We start from the raw sequence: 19,222 nt of genomic DNA, 5'->3' as shown, positions 1-19,222 counted from the left end.
GGTTAGCGAGTTCGCCGGTTTTTGCCCAAGCCGGCTTGAGGAGAAAGCATGATCGTTCGTCCCGTACGCAGCAGTGACCTTCCGGCGCTGATCGACCTGGCGCGCAGTACAGGCGCTGGCCTGACCACGCTTCCAGCCAACGAAGAGCGTCTGGCGCATCGGGTCGGTTGGGCCGAGAAAACGTTCGCTGGCGAAGCCGAACGGGGCGATGCCGACTACCTGTTCGTCCTTGAAGACGATGAGGAGCGTGTGGTTGGTATTTCCGCCATCGCCGGCGCGGTAGGTTTACGTGAGCCTTGGTACAACTACCGGGTAGGGCTGACGGTGAGCGCGTCACAAGAGCTGAAGATTTACCGCGAGATACCAACGCTGTTCCTGGCCAACGATCTGACCGGCAACTCTGAATTGTGCTCGCTGTTCCTGCATGCCGATTTGCGCAATGGCCTCAACGGTCGCCTGCTGTCCAAGGCGCGGATGCTGTTCATCGCTGAATTTCCTCACTTGTTCGGCAACAAGATCATCGCCGAGATGCGCGGCATGTCCGACGAGCAGGGGCATTCGCCGTTCTGGGAGAGCCTGGGGCGGCATTTTTTCAAGATGGAATTCAGTCAGGCGGACTATCTGACCGGCGTCGGCAACCGCGCATTCATCGCCGAACTGATGCCCAAGTTTCCGTTGTACAGCTGTTTTCTCTCGGAAGCGGCGCGCAATGTCATCGGGCGCGTGCACACCAGTACCGAGCCTGCGCTGAGCATGCTCAAGGCCGAAGGCTTCAGCTATCAAGGCTACGTCGATATTTTCGATGCGGGGCCGGCCATCGAGTGCGAAACCGGCAAGATTCGCGCAGTGCGCGACAGTCAGGCGCTGGTGTTGGCCGTCGGCACGCCGGGCGATGATGCCACGCCCTTCCTTATCCATAACCGCAAACGTGAAGACTGCCGCGTCACGGCTGCACCCGCTCGCTTCGCTGCGGGCACTCTGGTGGTCGATCCGAAAACCGCCAGGCGCTTGCGCTTGAATGCTGGCGATCAGGTTCGTGCGGTGCCGCTGTCGCCAGCCCGGGAGAGCATTTAATGAACACCTTATATATTGCCGGCGCCTGGCAAGCCGGTCAGGGCGAGGCGTTTGAATCGCTGAACCCGGTCACGCAGGAGGTCATCTGGAAGGGCCAGGGCGCCACCGCCGAACAGATCGGTGCCGCTGTAAACGCTGCGCGTCACGTGTTCCCGGCCTGGGCGACGCGTACGCTGGAAGAGCGCATCGCCGTGCTGGAAGCCTTCGCCGCCACGCTGAAAGGCCGAGCTGACGAGATGGCTCGCTGCATTGGTGAGGAAACCGGCAAACCGCTGTGGGAATCGGCAACTGAAGTGACCAGCATGGTCAACAAGGTGGCGATTTCAGTGCAAAGCTATCGCGAACGTACCGGCGAGAAGAGCAGCCCGCTGGGCGACGCCACCGCTGTGTTACGCCATAAGCCTCACGGCGTGGTGGCGGTGTTCGGCCCCTACAACTTTCCGGGGCATCTGCCCAATGGGCACATCGTCCCGGCACTGCTGGCGGGCAATGCGGTGGTATTCAAGCCCAGTGAACTGACGCCGAAGGTGGCCGAGTTGACCGTGCAGTGCTGGATCGACGCAGGTCTACCCGCAGGTGTGCTGAGTTTGCTGCAAGGCGCCCGGGAAACCGGTATTGCGCTGGCGGCCAACGCAGGAATCGACGGCCTGTTTTTCACCGGCTCCAGCCGCACCGGTCATGCACTGCATCAACAGTTCGCCGGGCGTCCTGACAAGATTCTTGCGCTGGAGATGGGCGGTAATAATCCGTTGGTGGTCGATCAGGTCGTTGATGTCGACGCGGCGGTATACACCGTGATCCAGTCGGCATTCATCTCGGCAGGCCAGCGCTGCACCTGTGCGCGTCGTCTGTTGGTGCCACAAGGTGCGTGGGGTGATGCCTTCATGGCGCGGCTGGTTGAGGTGACTTCAACCATTCAGGTGGGCGCGTTCGATCAGCAGCCAGCGCCTTTCATGGGCTCGGTTATTTCCCTGAAGGCTGCGCAGGCGTTGCTCGATGCCCAGGAGCAGTTGCTGGCCAACGGCGCGGTGTCGTTGCTGGAAATGACTCAGGCTGATGCCCAATCGGCGTTGCTGACACCGGGTATCCTGGACGTCAGCGATGTGAGTGATCGCTCGGATGAGGAGTTGTTCGGCCCTCTGCTGCAGGTCATTCGCTACGTTGATTTCGACGCGGCAATCGAAGAGGCCAACGCGACGCAATACGGCTTGGCTGCCGGCCTGCTGTCGGATTCCCAGGCGCGTTATCAGCAGTTCTGGCTGCAAAGCCGCGCCGGCATCGTCAATTGGAACAAGCAACTGACCGGTGCTGCGAGTACCGCGCCATTCGGCGGCGTCGGTGCATCGGGCAACCATCGCGCCAGTGCCTATTATGCAGCGGACTATTGCGCCTACCCGGTGGCGTCGCTGGAGAGCGGGGCGCTGGTGTTGCCATCCAGTCTGACGCCTGGCATCAGCCTGAATTGATGGCTTGAGTGACCTGCAGCCGTCCGGCGGCTGTGCGACCAGGCAGTGGATTACTTTTATGCGCCGCACGAACACGATGTTTATAAAAACAGATCCACGGAGCCTCACCGATGAAATCCTGTGAAGTCAACTTTGACGGTCTAGTGGGGCCGACCCATAACTACGGCGGCCTGTCCTACGGCAACGTCGCGTCCCAGAGCAACTGCCAGCAATCATCCAACCCGCGGGAAGCGGCGCTGCAGGGTCTGGCAAAAATGAAAGCCTTGACCGAGCTGGGCTTTACCCAAGGCGTGCTGGCGCCACAGGAACGCCCGGACATTGCCGGTCTGCGCAAGCTGGGTTTTAACGGCACCGATGCGCAGGTCATCGAGCGTGCGGCCAAACAATCCATGCCGCTGCTGGCAGCCAGTTGCTCGGCGTCGAGCATGTGGGTGGCCAACGCCGCGACGGTCAGCCCAAGCGCCGACACTGCCGATGGTCGCGTGCATTTCACCGCTGCCAACCTCAACTGCAAATACCACCGCAGTATCGAACACCCGACCACCACCCGTATCCTGGGCGCGATGTTTGCCGATCAGCAGCACTTTGCCCACCATGCGGCGCTGCCCGCCGTCGCCCAGTTCGGCGATGAAGGTGCGGCCAACCACACGCGTTTCTGCCGCAGCTACGGCGAGGCAGGCGTAGAGTTCTTCGTTTTCGGTCGCGCGGCGTTTGATACCCGTTTCCCGGCTCCGCAGAAATACCCCGCGCGCCAGACCCTGGAGGCCTCGCAAGCGGTGGCGCGCCTGCACGGGCTGAGTGACGAGGGTGTTGTGTACGCGCAGCAGAACCCGGCCGTGATCGATCAGGGCGTGTTTCACAACGACGTGATTTCAGTCGGCAACGGCGAAGTGCTCTTCTACCACGAGGACGCCTTCCTCAATACCGAGCACATGCTCGGTGAGTTGCACGACAAACTCGGCCGTCGCGGCGGTCGATTCCAGGCCATCTGCGTGCCGCGCACCGAAGTGGCTGTCGAGGACGCCGTTCGTTCTTACCTGTTCAACAGCCAGCTGTTGTCCCGCGCCGATGGCTCGATGCTGCTGATCGTGCCGGAAGAGTGCCGCAGCAACGAGCGGGTGTGGAATTACCTGCAACGGCTGATGGCTGATGAGGGACCCATTCGCGAGGTCAAGGTCTTCGATCTCAAGCAAAGCATGCAGAACGGCGGCGGACCTGCCTGTCTGCGTCTGCGGGTGGCGCTCAATGAAACGGAACTGGCGGCGGTCAACCCAGGGGTTATCATGACGGCGCCGTTGTATGACACGCTGACCCAGTGGGTGGACAAGCATTATCGTGACCGCTTGAGCGACAACGACCTGGCCGACCCACACTTGCTGACCGAATGCCGTACGGCGCTGGATGAGCTGACCCAGCACCTGAAACTGGGCGCGGTGTATCCTTTCCAAATCAACTGACGCGCTATGACATTGCGCCTGACCCAAGCGGGGTTTAGCGCGATGCAGTGCTTATACAGAGAGAATTTTTGACATGACCGACGCCCTGCGTTTGATCCTTGAAGACACCGACGGCACGCAGCTGGAAACGTCCTGCACCCGCTTTGCCGTTATCTGGCAGGGCAAAGAAGTGTGGATCCAGCAAGACGGCCGCGGCCAACTGCTGATCGGCGTGGACGTCGAAGAAGACGATGCCGAATATGCCAATCTATTGCTGCGTCCGCTGGCGACCAACCTGGTGAGCCTGCAATTGGAGATGGAACCGGCAGACGCTGGCGGCGACGATGAAGCTGGCCATGTCCACGGTCCAGACTGCAACCACGACTAAGACTCAGCAGGAACCTGCACCATGCTCGCCCTCGGCAAACTGCTTGAACTGACCCTGGCGGGTCGCGAACCCGCTGAAAAGACTCAACTGACTGCCGAAGGCGTGCGCCTGCGCTGGCTGGCTGAGGGTGCGCTGGAGGTCCGGCCGCCAGAGGGCCATGACAATGGAACCGACCTGCTGCTCTCAGCCGGCATTCATGGCAACGAGACGGCGCCCATCGAGCTGCTCGACGAGCTGATTCACGCCATTGCCCGAGCCGAGCTCAAGCCTTGCGCACGTATTCTTTTCCTGTTCGGTAATCCCGAGGCCATGCGTCGCGGCGGGCGTTACGTCGAGCAGGACGTTAATCGGCTGTTCAATGGCCGTCATGAACAGGGCAGCGGTAACGAAGCACTGCGTGCTTGCGAACTGGAGCGCCTGGCCGCGAGCTTCTTTAGCATTCCTGACCGCTATCGCCTGCACTACGACCTGCACACCGCCATTCGGGGCTCGAAGATCGAGCAATTCGCCCTCTACCCGTGGAAAGAAGGCCGTCAGCACTCGCGCCGCGAGTTGGCTCGTCTGCAGAGGGCCGGAATGCAGGCGGTCCTGCTACAGAACACGCCTTCCATCGTGTTCAGTGCCTATACCTACGACAAGCTTGGGGCGGAGTCCTTCACGCTGGAATTGGGCAAGGCACGTCCATTCGGTCAAAACCAGCAGGTCAATCTGTCGGCACTGAAGTCGTTGCTGGAGCAGTTGATAGAAGGGACTGAACCCGTTTCAGCCAATCAGCTCGATGGCTTGCAACTGTTCAGCGTGGCGCGGGAGATCATCAAACGCAGCGATGCCTTTCGCCTGCATCTGCGCGACGACATCGAGAACTTTACCGAACTGGAAAAGGGCTATCTGCTGGCCGAAGACCAGGCTGATTCGCGCTGGGTAATCGAGGAGGAGGGTACACGCATCATTTTCCCCAACCCGAAGGTTAAAAATGGCCTGCGCGCAGGGATTCTGATTGTGCCGGTTACGGATGTGCAGTTGGGATAAGCAGCGTTGGAAGATGATCGTTCCCATGCTCGCGTGATAACGCCCACCTGGACGCTCCGCGTCCTGTGACGCAGCGCGTCACGCGATACATCCCCACGCAAAGCGTGGGAACGTTCATCAGCAGCGGGTCAATCAGCCTGCCACTTTGTGCAGTTCGCCCCCGCGACGCACTGCACGCAGTTTGGCCAATGTGTCTGCGCAGGTTTTCGCCGCTTCCTCACCTTTATGCACGAAGTGATCAAAGAAGAATTTCTGGTGTTCTTCACCGGCGTGGAAGTGGTGCGGGGTCAGGACCACCGAAAACACCGGCACTTCGGTTTCAAGCTGCACCTGCATCAACGCACTGATCACTGACTGCGCGACGAATTCGTGGCGGTAGATTCCACCGTCCACCACCAGGCCCGCCGCCGCGACACCGCCGTAACGGCCGGTCTTGGCCAGCAATTTAGCGTGTAGCGGAATTTCGAAGGCGCCGCCCACTTCGAAAAAGTCGATATCGCTCTCTGCATATCCGTGGTTTGCCATCTCGGCGACAAAACCTTTGCGCGCCTGATCGACAATATCCTTGTGCCAGCAGGCTTGAATGAAGGCGATCCGCTCGTGAGCATGAATTGCGGTAGGTTGCATGTGTTCTGACTCCTGTTTAATTAAAAAACAGGGCGCTTTGGATCGAAAGGGATGTCAGGGTACGGTCGATGGCAGGTCCGGCGACAAGCGCCTATGCCAATGCCTCGAAACGATCCTGTGGTACCAATCCCGTTCTCTCTTCATCCGGACTATGACCGTCGGCCCTGGGATCTCACCAGGTCTGCTGACCTCTTTCGGGATCTGAATCCCGATCGAGCGCTCGCGGGCTAGACGCATTGCGCGCCATTACCGCCGGTGGGGAATCGCACCCCGCCCTGAGAACGTTGCCGACGACATCATTCGCCGGCGTGCAGTTTGTAACACAGATTATCCGAGTGTGCATGGAGCCTTTTTGATGGTTTTCATCAGCTTTTCATATAAGCATCGCTTGGAATTGTCGATCGAAGCCTTGATTATCCAGGGTTCTGACCTCAACACTGAGGTTCGAACCACCTCTGAGGGAGCCTCATCGTGACGGTTATCGATCTGCGCAGCGACACAGTGACCCAACCCACCGCAGGCATGCGCGAGGCCATGGCCCGAGCGCCTTTGGGCGACGACGTGTATGGCGAAGACCCAACGGTTAACGCGCTGGAGTCATGGCTGGCACAACGGCTGGGTTTCGCCGCAGCGTTGTTCGTCCCCAGTGGCACCATGAGCAATCTGCTGGGCCTGATGGCCCACTGCGAGCGTGGCGATGAGTACATCGTCGGCCAGCAGGCACATACCTATAAATACGAGGGTGGTGGCGCGGCCGTGCTGGGTTCGATCCAGCCTCAACCCCTGGACAACCAGGCCGATGGCTCGCTGGACCTCGACCAGGTCGTGGCGGCGATCAAGGCCGACGATTTTCATTTCGCCCGCACCCGTTTGCTGGCCCTGGAAAACACCATGCAGGGCAAGGTCCTGTCTCTGGAATACCTGGCGGCGGCGCGCAAACTGACCCATGAAAAGGGGTTGGGATTACACCTCGATGGCGCGCGTCTCTACAACGCTGCCGTGAAGCTGGGTGTCGACGCGCGCGAGATCACGCAGCATTTCGACTCGGTATCGGTCTGCCTGTCCAAAGGCCTGGGCGCCCCGATAGGCTCGGTGTTATGCGCAGCCAGTGAGTTCATCGCCAAAGCGCGGCGTCTGCGCAAAATGGTCGGCGGCGGCATGCGCCAGGCCGGTTCCATTGCCGCGGCCGGGTTGTACGCGCTGGAGCACCAGGTCGAACGTCTGGCCGACGATCACGCCAACGCCGCGTTTCTGGGCAAGGCGCTGCGTGAGCTGGGCTTTGAAGTCGAGCCCGTGCAAACCAACATGGTTTACGTGCAGGTTGGTGAACGTGCCGGGCCGCTCAAGGCTTTCTGTGCCGAGCGAGGAATCGTACTCAGCGCCTCGCCGCGTCTGCGCATGGTCACGCACCTGGACGCGTCGGCTGCGCAAATGGAGCAAGTGGTCGCGGCGTTTGCCGAATTCGGCAGTCGATAACTCACCGATAATCCAATTGGCTGCTTCTATCGTACAAAGTCACTGTACCGTGGAAGCAACGCCTATATAATGCGGCCCTTTGCCGTCGCTACGTCGAATGACGTTATGCATTTGCCTCAGGCCGCAGTTCCCGTGGAAGAACCTATGAAAAGCGTAGAAATCCGTGAAGCGTTCCTTCGCTTCTTCGAAGAGCAAGGCCACACCCGAGTAGCCTCCAGCTCCTTGATTCCGGGCAACGACCCGACCCTGCTGTTCACCAACGCAGGTATGAACCAGTTCAAGGATTGCTTCCTTGGTCAGGAAAAGCGCTCCTACACGCGCGCCACCAGCAGCCAGAAATGCGTGCGCGCCGGGGGCAAGAACAGCGACCTGGAAAACGTCGGTTATACCGCGCGTCACCACACCTTTTTCGAGATGCTGGGTAACTTCAGCTTCGGCGACTACTTCAAGCGTGATGCAATCACCTACGCATGGACCTTCCTGACCTCCGAAAAGTGGCTGAACCTGCCCAAGGAAAAACTCTGGGTCACCGTCTACGCCTCGGACGATGAAGCCTACGACATCTGGACCAAGGAAGTTGGCGTGCCGACCGAGCGCATGATTCGCATCGGCGACAACAAGGGCGCGCCTTATGCCTCCGACAACTTCTGGACCATGGGCGATACCGGCCCGTGCGGTCCCTGCACCGAGATTTTCTACGATCACGGTGCCGATATCTGGGGCGGGCCACCGGGCTCGCCGGAAGAAGACGGTGACCGCTACATCGAGATCTGGAACAACGTTTTCATGCAGTTCAACCGCACTGCGGACGGCGTTCTGCACCCACTGCCTGCACCATCTGTCGATACCGGCATGGGGCTTGAGCGCATCAGTGCGGTCATGCAGCACGTGCACTCCAACTATGAAATTGATTTGTTCAAGAATCTGCTGAGCGCCTCGGCTGCAGCGATCGGCTGCAGCAATGGCGATCAGTCGTCGCTCAAGGTGGTTTCGGATCACATCCGTTCCTGCAGCTTCCTGATTGCCGACGGCGTACTGCCGTCCAACGAAGGCCGTGGCTATGTGCTGCGCCGCATCATTCGTCGCGCCTGCCGTCACGGCAACAAGCTGGGCGCCAAGGGCAGCTTTTTCTACCAGATCGTCGCGGCGCTGGTCGTCGAGATGGGCGAAGCCTTTCCTGAGCTGAAGTCCCAGCAGGCGCACATAGAACGGGTGCTTAAAGCTGAAGAAGAGCAGTTCGCCAAGACCCTGGAGCAGGGCCTCAAGATTCTCGAGCAGGATCTTGCCGAGCTGCAAGGCACCGTGGTGCCGGGCGATGTGGTGTTCAAGCTGTATGACACCTACGGTTTTCCGATGGACCTGACTGGCGACATCGCCCGCGAACGCAACCTGACCCTCGATGAGGCCGGTTTCGAGCGCGAGATGGATGCCCAGCGTGAACGCGCGCGTTCGGCCAGTTCGTTCTCTCTGGATTACAACACGCTGGTCAAGGTTGACGTCGCGACCGAGTTCACTGGTTACAGCGCTACGGTCGGCGAAGCCAAGGTCGTTGCTCTCTATAAGGAAGGCGTGGCGGTCGAGCAGTTGAATGAAGGCGAAGACGGTGTGGTCGTGCTTGACAGGACTCCGTTCTATGCCGAATCCGGCGGCCAGATTGGCGACAGCGGCTACCTCACCGCGGGCGATGCACGTTTCGACGTCAGCGACACCACCAAGACCGGCGGCGCGTTCCTGCATCACGGCATACAAGTGTCGGGCAGTCTGAAAGTCGGCGCGACCGTCAGTACGGACGTCGCTGCAGAAGTGCGCCAGGCCACTTCCCTGAACCACTCGGCCACCCACCTGCTGCACGCAGCGCTGCGTCAGGTACTGGGCGATCACGTCCAGCAGAAAGGCTCGCTGGTCGACAGTCAGCGCCTGCGCTTCGACTTCAGTCACTTCGAAGCGATCAAGCCCGAGCAGATCAAGGCCCTGGAAGACATCGTCAACGCCCAAGTGCGTAAAAACACTGCCGTCGAAACCGAAGAAACCGACATCGAGACCGCCAAGAAGAAGGGCGCCATGGCGCTGTTCGGCGAGAAGTACGGTGACAACGTTCGCGTATTGAGCATGGGCGGCGATTTCTCGGTCGAGCTGTGCGGCGGTATCCACGCCAATCGCACCGGCGACATCGCGCTGTTCAAGATCATCAGCGAAGGTGGCGTGGCCGCTGGCGTGCGTCGTATCGAGGCTGTGACCGGTGCCGTCGCATTGGCCTATCTCAATACCGCTGAAGAGCAATTAAAGGAAGCCGCGAACCTGGTCAAAGGCAATCGCGACAACCTGCTGGACAAGCTGACGGCGGTCCTGGAACGCAATCGTCTATTGGAAAAACAGCTGGAACAACTGCAGGCCAAGGCGGCCAGTGCTGCGGGTGACGATCTGTCTGCCTCTGCGGTGGAGGTCAAGGGTGCCAAAGTCCTCGCTGCCCGTCTCGACGGTCAGGATGGCAAGGCGCTGCTGGCCTTGGTCGACCAGTTGAAGAACAAACTCGGCCGCGCAGTGATCCTGCTCGGTGGAGTGCATGAGGACAAGGTCGTGCTGGTGGCAGGCGTCACCAAAGACCTGACTGGCCAACTCAAAGCCGGTGATTTGATGAAGCAAGCGGCCGCCGCCGTGGGCGGTAAAGGTGGCGGTCGTCCTGACATGGCGCAGGGTGGTGGTGTTGATGCCGCCGGCCTGGACGCAGCGCTGGCGTTGGCTGTGCCATTCGCCGAACAGGGAATTTAAGTCGACCCACCGGGGCCTGCGTCCATAGGCTCTGGCGCTACGCGGTTTGAATGTTAACGGGCGCCCTTCAAGGGCTGAGGCGGCTTTGAGATGGCTTTAATCGTACAGAAATTTGGAGGCACCTCCGTAGGCTCGATAGAGCGTATCGAGCAGGTGGCCGACAAAGTCAAAAAATTCCGCGAAGCGGGTGATGACCTGGTGGTGGTTCTGTCTGCCATGAGTGGCGAAACCAATCGCCTGATCGACCTGGCCAAGCAGATCAGCGATCAGCCGGTTCCTCGCGAACTGGATGTGATCGTCTCCACTGGCGAACAGGTCACCATTGCCTTGCTGGCCATGGCATTGATCAAGCGTGGCGTGCCAGCGGTGTCCTACACCGGCAATCAGGTCCGTATCCTGACGGATAGCGCGCACAACAAGGCGCGTATTCTGCAGATTGACGATCAGAAAATTCGCGCTGATTTGAAAGAAGGGCGTGTGGTCGTGGTCGCCGGGTTCCAGGGCGTTGATGAAAACGGAAACATCACGACCCTGGGTCGCGGGGGCTCGGACACCACCGGGGTAGCGCTGGCAGCCGCTTTGAAAGCAGACGAATGCCAGATCTACACCGACGTCGATGGCGTCTACACCACCGATCCGCGCGTTGTCTCCCAGGCCCAACGGCTGGACAAGATCACCTTCGAAGAGATGCTGGAAATGGCCAGCCTCGGCTCCAAGGTGCTGCAGATTCGTGCGGTCGAGTTCGCCGGCAAGTACAACGTCCCGCTGCGCGTACTGCACAGCTTCAAGGAGGGTCCAGGTACCCTCATTACCATTGATGAAGAGGAATCCATGGAACAGCCGATCATTTCTGGCATCGCCTTCAATCGCGACGAAGCCAAGCTGACGATCCGTGGCGTGCCAGACACCCCGGGCGTTGCATTCAAGATTCTGGGGCCGATCAGCGGCGCGAATATCGAAGTCGACATGATCGTGCAAAATGTTTCGCACGATAACACCACCGACTTTACCTTCACCGTGCACCGCAATGATTACCAGTCGGCGCTGCAGGTCCTGGAAAACACAGCCAGCGAAATCGGCGCCCGTGAGGTTATCGGCGATACCAAGATCGCCAAGGTCTCCATCGTGGGCGTCGGCATGCGCTCCCACGCAGGGGTTGCCAGCCGAATGTTCGAAGCGCTGGCCAAGGAAAGCATCAACATCCAGATGATCTCCACTTCCGAAATCAAGGTTTCGGTAGTGATAGAGGAGAAATACCTGGAGTTGGCCGTGCGCGCTCTGCACACGGCGTTCGAGCTCGACACCCCGCGTCAGGGCCAGTAAAGAGGTTTGCCGGACGGCGCGGTCGATCCCGCGCCGTCCGTGTCTTTGATGTGCGCGGGAAAACTGTCTTTTTCCCGCCGCTGGTCAATACTCAGGCGTAGACCTGCTGCCGATGCCGGTTCGGGCCGAAGCCTTCTTTTTGTAGTGCAGACAGTTGTCCCTGATTTCAGGTTAAGGAGATGAGTATGCTGATTTTGACCCGTCGCTGCGCGGAGAGCCTGATTATCGGGGACGGTGAAATCACCGTGACCGTGCTCGGCGTAAAAGGTAACCAGGTACGAATTGGCGTCAATGCGCCCAAGGAAGTGGCTGTCCATCGTGAAGAGATTTACCTGCGCATAAAGAAGGAGAAGGACCAGGAACCAAGCCATTAATTTTTATTGAATTTTTGGTTTGCAAACGGGGAAAAGGGTGGTTATTATACGCCCCGTGTTGCGGAGAGCTGGCCGAGTGGCCGAAGGCGCTCCCCTGCTAAGGGAGTACACCTCAAAAGGGTGTCGGGGGTTCGAATCCCCCGTTCTCCGCCATTATTTGCGTAGTACGTTGTAATCTTGCTTAACCGGTAAGTTCTTGAATTTACTAGAAAAAGTGCTTGACCAAAAGATTTGACGGCCTATAATGCGCGGCAACAAATGCACTCGTAGCTCAGCTGGATAGAGTACTCGGCTACGAACCGAGCGGTCACAGGTTCGAATCCTGTCGAGTGCACCATTTAAAGCGTTGTTCATAGTGATATGAATAACAGCCTTAAGAAAGAGCCTGGCTTTAACAGGTCTTCGGAAGTACCACTCACTTCCTGAAGTAAAATGCATTGACCAGAGGTGATCTGGTTTATCAAGCGCCACATGCACTCGTAGCTCAGCTGGATAGAGTACTCGGCTACGAACCGAGCGGTCACAGGTTCGAATCCTGTCGAGTGCACCATAAAACGAAAAGCCCGCATGCAAATGCGGGCTTTTTGCTTTTCTATTTTTGCTTATGCGTTTTGCGCATTGCGCGTGTGTCTTTCACGCACCCATGCTCATCAAACTGAACCTGTCGGCTGCGCCCCTTTTTTTCTTCATACACATAACGCTGCTCTGCATTGCGCCCGATAATTTTGTCTGGCTTGCCTAGCAGACTTTCCACGTCCCGTTTCGTCATCCCGGCAGGTGTTTGCTGATTGATGATTGCCCGTCGACGTTGTTCTGCGCTCAAGACATTTCCACAGCCGTCGTCCCGGCGGCCGATCACCACTAATTCCCGCTCTGATTGTCTTCTCAACGGCTCTCTTGCTGGCGGGCGCATGGCAGGAGTTGTTCCGGGCAGTGAGTTGTGCGCTTGCTGCAGTTTTACAGACTGGCCTGGCGGGCAACCCGAAGCAGTGAAGGTGATATTGCCGGTTTCATCTTCGCAACGATGCACTGTCGCAGCTTCAACGGTGGCAGGCAGTGCGAGCAGGGCAGTAATAACGGTTGTACGAATGTCCAACGGCATGTGAGCGTCCTCCTTGACCGGTGTCAGGAGAGACTAGCCAGAGGGAGTAGGCCGGGCGAGCGCGTTTTATTCTCTGGATGTGAAGCGGTCGCAATACTGACTCGGAGACTGTTTAACATTGTGTTGCAAGCGCTTGTTCCGCGTTGAATTTTTAACATGGGGCCCTGGTAAGCGGTGTATGATTGCGCCCGTCAGCCCCGCCGGGGCTTGTGGAATACCTCCATGGACTTACCCAGTAGCAGCTCAGCCTTAAGCTTTACCAATCAAGAATCGACTGATTGATCTTCCGGCGCGGTCCACTGCTGGGAGTGGAGTTCGCCTATGACCGAAGTAGAAGTAAAAAAAACGCAAGAAAGCCTTCAGGATCGCCTCGCGCAGGTAGTCGATCTGCTGCAGCGCCAGCGTGTCGTCGAAGATCTGACCCACCGTCAGGAAGGCCAGCATCAGGATCGCGTTGAAAATCTGGTTCACCGGCAAAACCTCGTCGAGTTGCAGCGCAAGCTCGATGATCTGCACTCCGCAGACGTTGCTTATATTCTCGAAGCCCTTCCCGTGGAAGACCGCCTGACGGTCTGGCAATTGGTCAAGGCGGAGCGTGACGGCGACATCCTTCTTGAAGTATCCGATTCGGTTCGTGAAACCCTGATCGCCGACATGGACGATCACGAGTTGCTGGCTGCTGCCAAGGAAATGGACGCAGACGAACTTGCTGACCTCGCACCAGAGCTGCCTCGCGACGTCGTGCATGAGTTGATGGAAGCGCTGGACAGCCAGCAGCGTGAGCGCGTGCGCTCCGCCTTGTCCTACAGCGAAGACCAAGTGGGCGCGTTGATGGACTTCGAGATGGTTACCATCCGTGAAGACGTCAGTCTGGAAGTGGTCTTGCGTTATCTGCGTCGTCTCAAAGAGTTGCCTGGCCACACCGACAAATTGTTCGTGGTTGATTACGACGGCGTGCTCAAGGGCGTGCTGCCGATCAAGCGTCTGTTGGTCAACGATCCTGAAAAGCAGGTCTCGGAAGTCATGGCCAGCGATACAGTCAGCTTCCACCCCGATAGCGATGCTTATGAAGCCGCGCAAGCCTTTGAACGTTACGACCTGATCTCTTCACCCGTAGTGGACAAGAACGGCAAGCTGATCGGCCGTTTAACCATTGACGAAATGGTTGACCTGATTCGCGAAGAGAGCGAGACAGAAGTCCTCAACATGGCCGGTTTGCGCGAGGAGGAGGACATTTTCGCCTCGGTCTGGCGTTCCTTGCGCAACCGCTGGTCCTGGCTGGCGGTGAATCTGGTGACTGCGTTCATCGCTTCGCGCGTGATTGGCTTGTTCGAAGGCTCGATCGAAAAACTGGTAGCGCTTGCTGCGCTGATGCCGATCGTGGCAGGTATCGGGGGTAACTCCGGCAATCAGACCATCACCATGATTGTCCGCGCCATGGCGCTTGACCAAGTCAGCACCGGAAATACTTCACGCTTGATGCGCAAGGAGCTGGGGGTCGCGCTGATCAATGGTTTGATATGGGGTGGGGTGATAGGTATTGTCGCTTACCTGCTGTATCACAGCTGGTCGCTGGGCGTGGTCATGACGGCTGCCATGACGTTGAACCTGCTGCTCGCGGCTTTCATGGGGGTACTCATCCCAATGACCCTGGCGCGACTAGGACGTGATCCGGCGATGGGTTCCAGCGTCATGATCACTGCCATGACCGACAGTGGTGGATTTTTCATCTTTCTTGGGCTGGCAACTATCTTCTTGCTTTAACTTGCGAACAATAAACAAACCGCCTTCATGGGCGGTTTTTTATTAGAGTGCATTAAGTCGTTAATAATTAATGTCCACAAAAAAGCCAGCAATGCGCTGGCTTTTTTTGTTTCCGGCGTTCGGGGCTTATTCGTCGTCGGCGGCCTGGTTGGTATCGTGTGCGATCAGCGAAACCAGAGCATTCTGCTGACGATGAGCGAGTTGGCGAAAGCGTTGCAGCAGCTCACGTTCATGCAGTGACAGCTCAGGGCTGTCCAGGCGCAGCTTAGGCTCGTCGCCCAGCGCACCTTCTTGAATCAGGCTCTGTTCGAGACGCGCAATGATTTCAGAGTTCATGCTGCGATGGTTGTCTTTGGAAACTTCCGCAATGCGCTCACGCATGCCTTCCGGAAGACGGACAACGAACTTGTCAGCTGTGCGACTGGAATAATTGGCCTGTTTCATAGGGCTCATATATTTAACCGATTTAGTTCAAAGGAGAGGCGGTTCATGCATTTGGCCGCGAGATGTCATCGTCTGACTGCCATTTCGGGAAAATGTTCAACCTGCCAGCATAAAGGTCCGTCATCATGCATCAAGACGCCGGAACCTTGACGTCAAATCTGTGACAAATATTGAACTAGATAAAGGCGTTTGGCCAGCACCAATTAACCGAAATGCGTTCTGGTTTGCAAAGTTCCCGAATGCCCAATTCCACTGCCTGTAGCAACGATGCACGCAGTGATGGCTATCTGGCTTCAGGGTAGAGGTGTCTGGCTGAAATTACGAGAGGCGCTGGGAGAAATAGACAAAGGGTCTTCAGCTAGGACTCGAATAAATGACCGAGGTAGTTATCGACCCAAGGATTTCTAATGCGGAATATTGCGTACGGATGTCAGGGCTTGGCTTGGCGCAACACCGGGTCGAATTTGATTCGACGGCCAACGAATAGTGCTGCGACGAACAGGCTGGCAAAGACGCCCGCGCCAGTCTTGGCGACGGTACCCATTGTATCCATCGACACCGGGAGCAACTGATCAATTGCGATGGCCATGACGGCCAGGATTAAAAACGACAGTGCTGCTTTGGACATAGCTGTTCTCGCGATAAAAACGGATTGGCAACCCCTTGCGTTCAGACAGCCTTAAAACACCCAACGCTCGGAACGGTCTACCGGAATGGCTTCATCAGTATCGTTCGCTAGCATGGCGTTGGAGCGCTGCGCAGGCATTGCAGCAAAACGTGGTACCTGTTTGAGCAAATGGTGGGGTTGAGCTTGAACAGCGACGCTCTCGGTCTTGCTGCCGTCATCGTGGAAGTGGAAGGCCACCAGTACGACGAGTGCCGCAGCATTTAACAGGGAGAGAGTCATGTTCATCTCGAATACCTTCGGGCTTGGTATGAAGGGGGGATTGCGTGAATACAGATAATGCAGCCTGCATGCCAAGCCTTTTGTTAATTAAAACCATTTTAAATCAATACCTTAACTAGTTTACAGTCGCGTCTTAGGTTGCAGTTTGCAATGATGTCATTATGGAGCATTGCAAATTGCATGACGCAGGTTTTGTCGCAGTCAAACCGTTGGCAGCCTGCAAGCTAAAAAGACAATGACGACATGACAAAACAGAGGCTTGCCGTTAACATGCACGCCGTCCCGCTGACGCCATTCCGCGCGTCCGCCATGTGTCTCAGTAGCTCAATTGGATAGAGCATCCCCCTCCTAAGGGGAAGGTTGCAGGTTCGAACCCCGCCTGGGACACCATACACACTGACTCCGGCCTTTGCGGCTTCGGTCTGGTCTTCAAAACAGTCTCGTGCTCGTTCTTTCGAGTCTTGCTCCCCATCATCTTCCGCCCGCACCGCTGCGCCAAGCGCGGCGACCGTTGAGTGCCCTGACGCTCTTTGTCCGCAATGCGAAACCCGATAGCAACAAACGGATAGTGCCGCTGGTGTGGATGCCTGTTTGATAGGCGCTCCCACTTCGACAGGCATTTATCATGGCATTCCGTATTTCCGGCCTTTCCCCCGAACCCTTTCAGCGGTTTTTGGATTATCCGATGACGATTTGTCAGCGTTTGGCATCCAGCGTTACCGAGTCGATGCTAAGCCTGGCTTCCCTGATCGCATCGAAATGAAGGACGCAGAGCCCGGTGAGAGCGTGCTGTTGCTCAATCATCTATGCCTGCTTGCCGATACGCCTTACCGTGCCTCCCACGCAATCTTCATACGCGAGGGCGCTACGCGAGCGTATGACGCTGTCGATAGGGTGCCCGAATCGATGCGCATCCGCTTACTGTCTCTTCGTGCTTACTCGGCAGGCGGGATGATGATCGATGCCGACGTTGTTGACGGCGTGGCGATTGAATCGGTGATTGAAAGAATGTTTGCCAACATCCATGTCAGTTATATCCATGCGCACAATGCCAAACAAGGGTGCTACGCCGGCCGCATTGACCGTGTGTAGGTGTGCAGGGCAGGCGTGGGACGCATGCTGTTTGATGTGATCAACGTCGAGGTGGTGGGTGCGGCAGACCCACAGGAGACAGGCACAAAAAAGCCACGGGATTCGACCCCCGTGGCTTTGCTTATAGCGTCAGCAGTGCCGAGTTACGGCAGTGATGCTTACAGCGCCATGTCGCTCGCAGCCTTGCCTTCAGCCGGCTTGCTCGGCGTCGTGCTGGTGCCGACGCTCTGGTCGATAACCGGCGGCTTGCCCAGTTGCAGGACTTCAGCGGTGTAGTTCCACTCTTGCTGCACGGCTGCAGGCGAATCGTTCAGCTTGGTGCCATAGCTGGGCACGATCTGGCGGATCTTGGCCTGCCACTCAGGCGTCGCCACCTGGTTTTTGAAGATTTTTTCCAGCACGTTCAGCATGATCGGTGCAGCGGTCGAAGCGCCCGGCGACGCGCCCAACAGAGCGGCGATGGTGCCGTCCTGGGAAGACACGACTTCCGTACCCAGCTTGAGCACGCCGCCCTTGTCCGCGTCACGCTTAATGATCTGTACGCGCTGGCCGGCTTGCCACAGGCGCCAGTCTTCTTTCCTGGCGTGCGGGAAGTATTCCTGCAGCGCTTTGAAACGGTCGTCGTCGGACAGCATCAACTGACCGGCAAGGTACTCGACCAGCGGATACTGCTCGATACCGACCTTGGTCATTGGCCAGAAGTTGTGCGTGGTCATGCTGCTGAACAGGTCCAGATACGAACCTTCTTTCAGGAACTTGGTAGAGAAGGTAGCGAACGGGCCAAACAGGATCACGCGCTTGCCATCGAGCACGCGGGTATCCAGGTGCGGAACCGACATGGGCGGGGCGCCGGTGGAGGCGATGCCGTAGGCCTTGGCCATGTGTTGCATGGCGACGGTCGGGTTGTCGGTCACCAGGAACGAGCCGCCGACCGGGAAGCCTGCGTAATCGCGAGCTTCGGGGATGCCGGATTTCTGCAGCAGCTTCAGCGCACCGCCGCCCGCACCGATGAACAGGAACTTGGCGTCGGTACCGGTAGTGGTGCCGTCCTTGAGGTTCTTGTACTCAACGTGCCAGGAGCCGTCTTCGTTACGCGTGATGTCGTTGACCTCGCTGAACAGCTTCAAGTCGAAGTTGGGGCGGGTTTGCAGGTAGGACACGTATTGCCGGGTGACTTCGCCCCAGTTGACGTCGGTGCCGATTGGCGTCCAGGTGGTCGCCAGCTTCTGGGAAGGATCGCGACCTTCCATCATCAGCGGCACCCACTTGGCGATCTGGGCCGGGTCTTCGGAGTACTGCATCGGACGGAACAACGGGCTGGCTTGCAGCGCGTCATAACGCTTCTTCAGGAACTTGATGTTGTCGTCACCCCACACGAAGCTCATGTGCGGTGTGGTGTTGATGAACGACGGCGGGTTCTTCAGGACATTGCTTCTAACCTGCCAGGAGAGGAACTGACGAGTCACCTGAAAGGCTTCGTTGATCTCGATGGCCTTGGAGATGTTGACCTTGCCGTCTTTGTCTTCAGGCGTGTAGTTCAGTTCGGCAAGGCCCGAGTGTCCGGTACCGGCGTTGTTCCAGCCGTTGGAGCTTTCCTCGGCGACGCCGTCCAGGCGCTCGACCATTTCCATCGACCAGCCAGGTTCGAGCTCATTGAGCCACACACCCAGCGTCGAGCTCATAATGCCGCCGCCGATCAGCAGCACGTCGACTTTTTTGCTTTCTGCGGCATGGGCTTGCAGGCAGGTCGCCGAAATCGCCAGGCCCAGAAGAGCCTTGCTCGTTTTCTTGAACATTGATTCATCCAATAGATAGAAAGTTATCCACCTGCAGCCCTTCTTCAGGCGCTATCCCGTCGCGTTGTACGCCGCATCGGGCATAAACGTTACAGGCTTCGCTCTCGGAAGATGAGGAGGAAGGGTCAAGAGGCCAGCAATCTGGCGGTCTCCCG

Annotated in this window: 17 protein-coding genes, 4 tRNA genes and 1 riboswitch; of the genes, 15 read left to right on the top strand and 6 right to left on the bottom strand. The window is 57.9% G+C overall.

All coding sequences use genetic code 11. The features are described from left to right. The first annotated feature begins 48 nt into the window (after nt 1-48). From astA to astE, 5 genes are all read left to right on the top strand, one after another. A complete protein-coding gene (gene astA / locus B3I26_RS27790) occupies nt 49-1,074 on the top strand; it encodes an arginine N-succinyltransferase (RefSeq protein ID WP_296262615.1) in 1,026 nt (341 codons plus the stop codon). Beyond that, a complete protein-coding gene (astD, locus tag B3I26_RS27785) occupies nt 1,074-2,540 on the top strand; it encodes a succinylglutamate-semialdehyde dehydrogenase (RefSeq protein WP_296262614.1) in 1,467 nt (488 codons plus the stop codon). The genes astA and astD overlap by 1 nt, the downstream gene beginning before the upstream one ends. Nucleotides 2,541-2,650: 110 nt before the next feature. Continuing rightward, nucleotides 2,651-3,997, top strand: coding sequence for an N-succinylarginine dihydrolase (gene astB / locus B3I26_RS27780; protein ID WP_296262613.1), 1,347 nt, complete (start codon nt 2,651-2,653; stop codon nt 3,995-3,997). 73 nt (nt 3,998-4,070) lie between these two features. Then, the gene (locus B3I26_RS27775) at nt 4,071-4,364 is read left to right on the top strand and encodes a topoisomerase II (RefSeq protein ID WP_296262612.1); all 294 of its coding nucleotides are present in this window, start codon (nt 4,071-4,073) and stop codon (nt 4,362-4,364) included. Nucleotides 4,365-4,385: 21 nt separating this feature from the next. Beyond that, nucleotides 4,386-5,393 (top strand): succinylglutamate desuccinylase, encoded by a 1,008-nt coding sequence (gene astE, locus B3I26_RS27770; RefSeq protein ID WP_296262611.1) that lies wholly within the window; start codon nt 4,386-4,388, stop codon nt 5,391-5,393. A gap of 132 nt (nt 5,394-5,525) precedes the next feature. Here the strand turns inward: astE and B3I26_RS27765 are convergent, their stop codons facing one another. Beyond that, nucleotides 5,526-6,020 (bottom strand): 6,7-dimethyl-8-ribityllumazine synthase, encoded by a 495-nt coding sequence (locus B3I26_RS27765; protein WP_296262610.1) that lies wholly within the window; start codon nt 6,018-6,020, stop codon nt 5,526-5,528. A 127-nt stretch (nt 6,021-6,147) separates the two neighbouring features. After that, nucleotides 6,148-6,307, bottom strand: a riboswitch (FMN riboswitch). Nucleotides 6,308-6,491: 184 nt separating this feature from the next. Here B3I26_RS27765 and ltaE point away from each other — a divergent pair. The 7 genes from ltaE (at nt 6,492) to B3I26_RS27730 (ending at nt 12,512) form a co-directional block, all read left to right on the top strand. Continuing rightward, nucleotides 6,492-7,496, top strand: coding sequence for a low-specificity L-threonine aldolase (gene ltaE, locus B3I26_RS27760; RefSeq protein ID WP_296262609.1), 1,005 nt, complete (start codon nt 6,492-6,494; stop codon nt 7,494-7,496). A gap of 144 nt (nt 7,497-7,640) precedes the next feature. Beyond that, on the top strand, nt 7,641-10,265 hold the full coding sequence (alaS, locus tag B3I26_RS27755) for an alanine--tRNA ligase (protein WP_296262608.1): 2,625 nt from the start codon (nt 7,641-7,643) through the stop codon (nt 10,263-10,265). Nucleotides 10,266-10,355: 90 nt separating this feature from the next. After that, complete coding sequence (locus B3I26_RS27750; RefSeq protein ID WP_296262607.1) at nt 10,356-11,588, top strand: aspartate kinase; 1,233 nt, start codon at nt 10,356-10,358, stop codon at nt 11,586-11,588. Between the two features lie 185 nt (nt 11,589-11,773). Next, a complete protein-coding gene (gene csrA / locus B3I26_RS27745) occupies nt 11,774-11,962 on the top strand; it encodes a carbon storage regulator CsrA (RefSeq protein WP_020290522.1) in 189 nt (62 codons plus the stop codon). A 62-nt stretch (nt 11,963-12,024) separates the two neighbouring features. Further along, nucleotides 12,025-12,115, top strand: a tRNA-Ser gene (locus B3I26_RS27740). A gap of 107 nt (nt 12,116-12,222) precedes the next feature. Further along, a tRNA-Arg gene (locus B3I26_RS27735) sits at nt 12,223-12,299 on the top strand. Between the two features lie 136 nt (nt 12,300-12,435). Beyond that, nucleotides 12,436-12,512 (top strand) — tRNA-Arg (locus B3I26_RS27730). A gap of 42 nt (nt 12,513-12,554) precedes the next feature. On the opposite strand, the gene B3I26_RS27725 is transcribed toward B3I26_RS27730, so the two are convergent. Then, nucleotides 12,555-13,064 (bottom strand): DUF4124 domain-containing protein, encoded by a 510-nt coding sequence (locus B3I26_RS27725; RefSeq protein WP_296262606.1) that lies wholly within the window; start codon nt 13,062-13,064, stop codon nt 12,555-12,557. 321 nt (nt 13,065-13,385) lie between these two features. Here B3I26_RS27725 and mgtE point away from each other — a divergent pair, with 321 nt between their 5' ends. Then, nucleotides 13,386-14,828 (top strand): magnesium transporter, encoded by a 1,443-nt coding sequence (gene mgtE / locus B3I26_RS27720; RefSeq protein WP_296262605.1) that lies wholly within the window; start codon nt 13,386-13,388, stop codon nt 14,826-14,828. Between the two features lie 126 nt (nt 14,829-14,954). On the opposite strand, the gene B3I26_RS27715 is transcribed toward mgtE, so the two are convergent. The 3 genes from B3I26_RS27715 to B3I26_RS27705 all read right to left on the bottom strand — a co-directional run bounded on the left by B3I26_RS27715 (nt 14,955) and on the right by B3I26_RS27705 (nt 16,185). After that, the gene (locus B3I26_RS27715) at nt 14,955-15,281 is read right to left on the bottom strand and encodes an Arc family DNA-binding protein (protein WP_296262604.1); all 327 of its coding nucleotides are present in this window, start codon (nt 15,279-15,281) and stop codon (nt 14,955-14,957) included. Between the two features lie 421 nt (nt 15,282-15,702). Further along, the gene (locus tag B3I26_RS27710) at nt 15,703-15,900 is read right to left on the bottom strand and encodes a PA3371 family protein (RefSeq protein ID WP_296262603.1); all 198 of its coding nucleotides are present in this window, start codon (nt 15,898-15,900) and stop codon (nt 15,703-15,705) included. A gap of 51 nt (nt 15,901-15,951) precedes the next feature. Beyond that, nucleotides 15,952-16,185, bottom strand: coding sequence for a hypothetical protein (locus tag B3I26_RS27705; protein ID WP_296262602.1), 234 nt, complete (start codon nt 16,183-16,185; stop codon nt 15,952-15,954). Between the two features lie 307 nt (nt 16,186-16,492). Here B3I26_RS27705 and B3I26_RS27700 point away from each other — a divergent pair. Together B3I26_RS27700 and B3I26_RS27695 are read left to right on the top strand one after the other, a co-directional pair. Next, nucleotides 16,493-16,569 (top strand) — tRNA-Arg (locus B3I26_RS27700). A 189-nt stretch (nt 16,570-16,758) separates the two neighbouring features. Then, the gene (locus B3I26_RS27695) at nt 16,759-17,271 is read left to right on the top strand and encodes a DUF1203 domain-containing protein (protein WP_296262601.1); all 513 of its coding nucleotides are present in this window, start codon (nt 16,759-16,761) and stop codon (nt 17,269-17,271) included. 158 nt (nt 17,272-17,429) lie between these two features. Here the strand turns inward: B3I26_RS27695 and mqo are convergent, their stop codons facing one another. Then, nucleotides 17,430-19,067 (bottom strand): malate dehydrogenase (quinone), encoded by a 1,638-nt coding sequence (mqo, locus tag B3I26_RS27690; RefSeq protein WP_296262600.1) that lies wholly within the window; start codon nt 19,065-19,067, stop codon nt 17,430-17,432. Between the last annotated feature and the right edge of the window lie 155 nt (nt 19,068-19,222).

The sequence above is a fragment of the Pseudomonas sp. UBA5706 genome, assembly GCF_002419965.1.
In the GTDB taxonomy this organism is placed as follows: domain Bacteria; phylum Pseudomonadota; class Gammaproteobacteria; order Pseudomonadales; family Pseudomonadaceae; genus Aquipseudomonas.
This window is presented reverse-complemented; position numbering and strand designations above follow the sequence as displayed.

Excerpts from the sequence above, each read along its gene's own strand:
- astA (WP_296262615.1), top strand. The coding sequence starts at position 49 with ATGATCGTTCGTCCCGTACGCAGCAGTGACCTTCCGGCGCTGATCGAC.
- astD (WP_296262614.1), top strand. The coding sequence starts at position 1,074 with ATGAACACCTTATATATTGCCGGCGCCTGGCAAGCCGGTCAGGGCGAG.
- astB (WP_296262613.1), top strand. The coding sequence starts at position 2,651 with ATGAAATCCTGTGAAGTCAACTTTGACGGTCTAGTGGGGCCGACCCAT.
- B3I26_RS27775 (WP_296262612.1), top strand. The coding sequence starts at position 4,071 with ATGACCGACGCCCTGCGTTTGATCCTTGAAGACACCGACGGCACGCAG.
- astE (WP_296262611.1), top strand. The coding sequence starts at position 4,386 with ATGCTCGCCCTCGGCAAACTGCTTGAACTGACCCTGGCGGGTCGCGAA.
- B3I26_RS27765 (WP_296262610.1), bottom strand. The coding sequence starts at position 6,020 with ATGCAACCTACCGCAATTCATGCTCACGAGCGGATCGCCTTCATTCAA.
- alaS (WP_296262608.1), top strand. The coding sequence starts at position 7,641 with ATGAAAAGCGTAGAAATCCGTGAAGCGTTCCTTCGCTTCTTCGAAGAG.
- B3I26_RS27750 (WP_296262607.1), top strand. The coding sequence starts at position 10,356 with ATGGCTTTAATCGTACAGAAATTTGGAGGCACCTCCGTAGGCTCGATA.
- csrA (WP_020290522.1), top strand. The coding sequence starts at position 11,774 with ATGCTGATTTTGACCCGTCGCTGCGCGGAGAGCCTGATTATCGGGGAC.
- B3I26_RS27725 (WP_296262606.1), bottom strand. The coding sequence starts at position 13,064 with ATGCCGTTGGACATTCGTACAACCGTTATTACTGCCCTGCTCGCACTG.
- mgtE (WP_296262605.1), top strand. The coding sequence starts at position 13,386 with ATGACCGAAGTAGAAGTAAAAAAAACGCAAGAAAGCCTTCAGGATCGC.
- B3I26_RS27715 (WP_296262604.1), bottom strand. The coding sequence starts at position 15,281 with ATGAGCCCTATGAAACAGGCCAATTATTCCAGTCGCACAGCTGACAAG.
- B3I26_RS27710 (WP_296262603.1), bottom strand. The coding sequence starts at position 15,900 with ATGTCCAAAGCAGCACTGTCGTTTTTAATCCTGGCCGTCATGGCCATC.
- B3I26_RS27705 (WP_296262602.1), bottom strand. The coding sequence starts at position 16,185 with ATGAACATGACTCTCTCCCTGTTAAATGCTGCGGCACTCGTCGTACTG.
- mqo (WP_296262600.1), bottom strand. The coding sequence starts at position 19,067 with ATGTTCAAGAAAACGAGCAAGGCTCTTCTGGGCCTGGCGATTTCGGCG.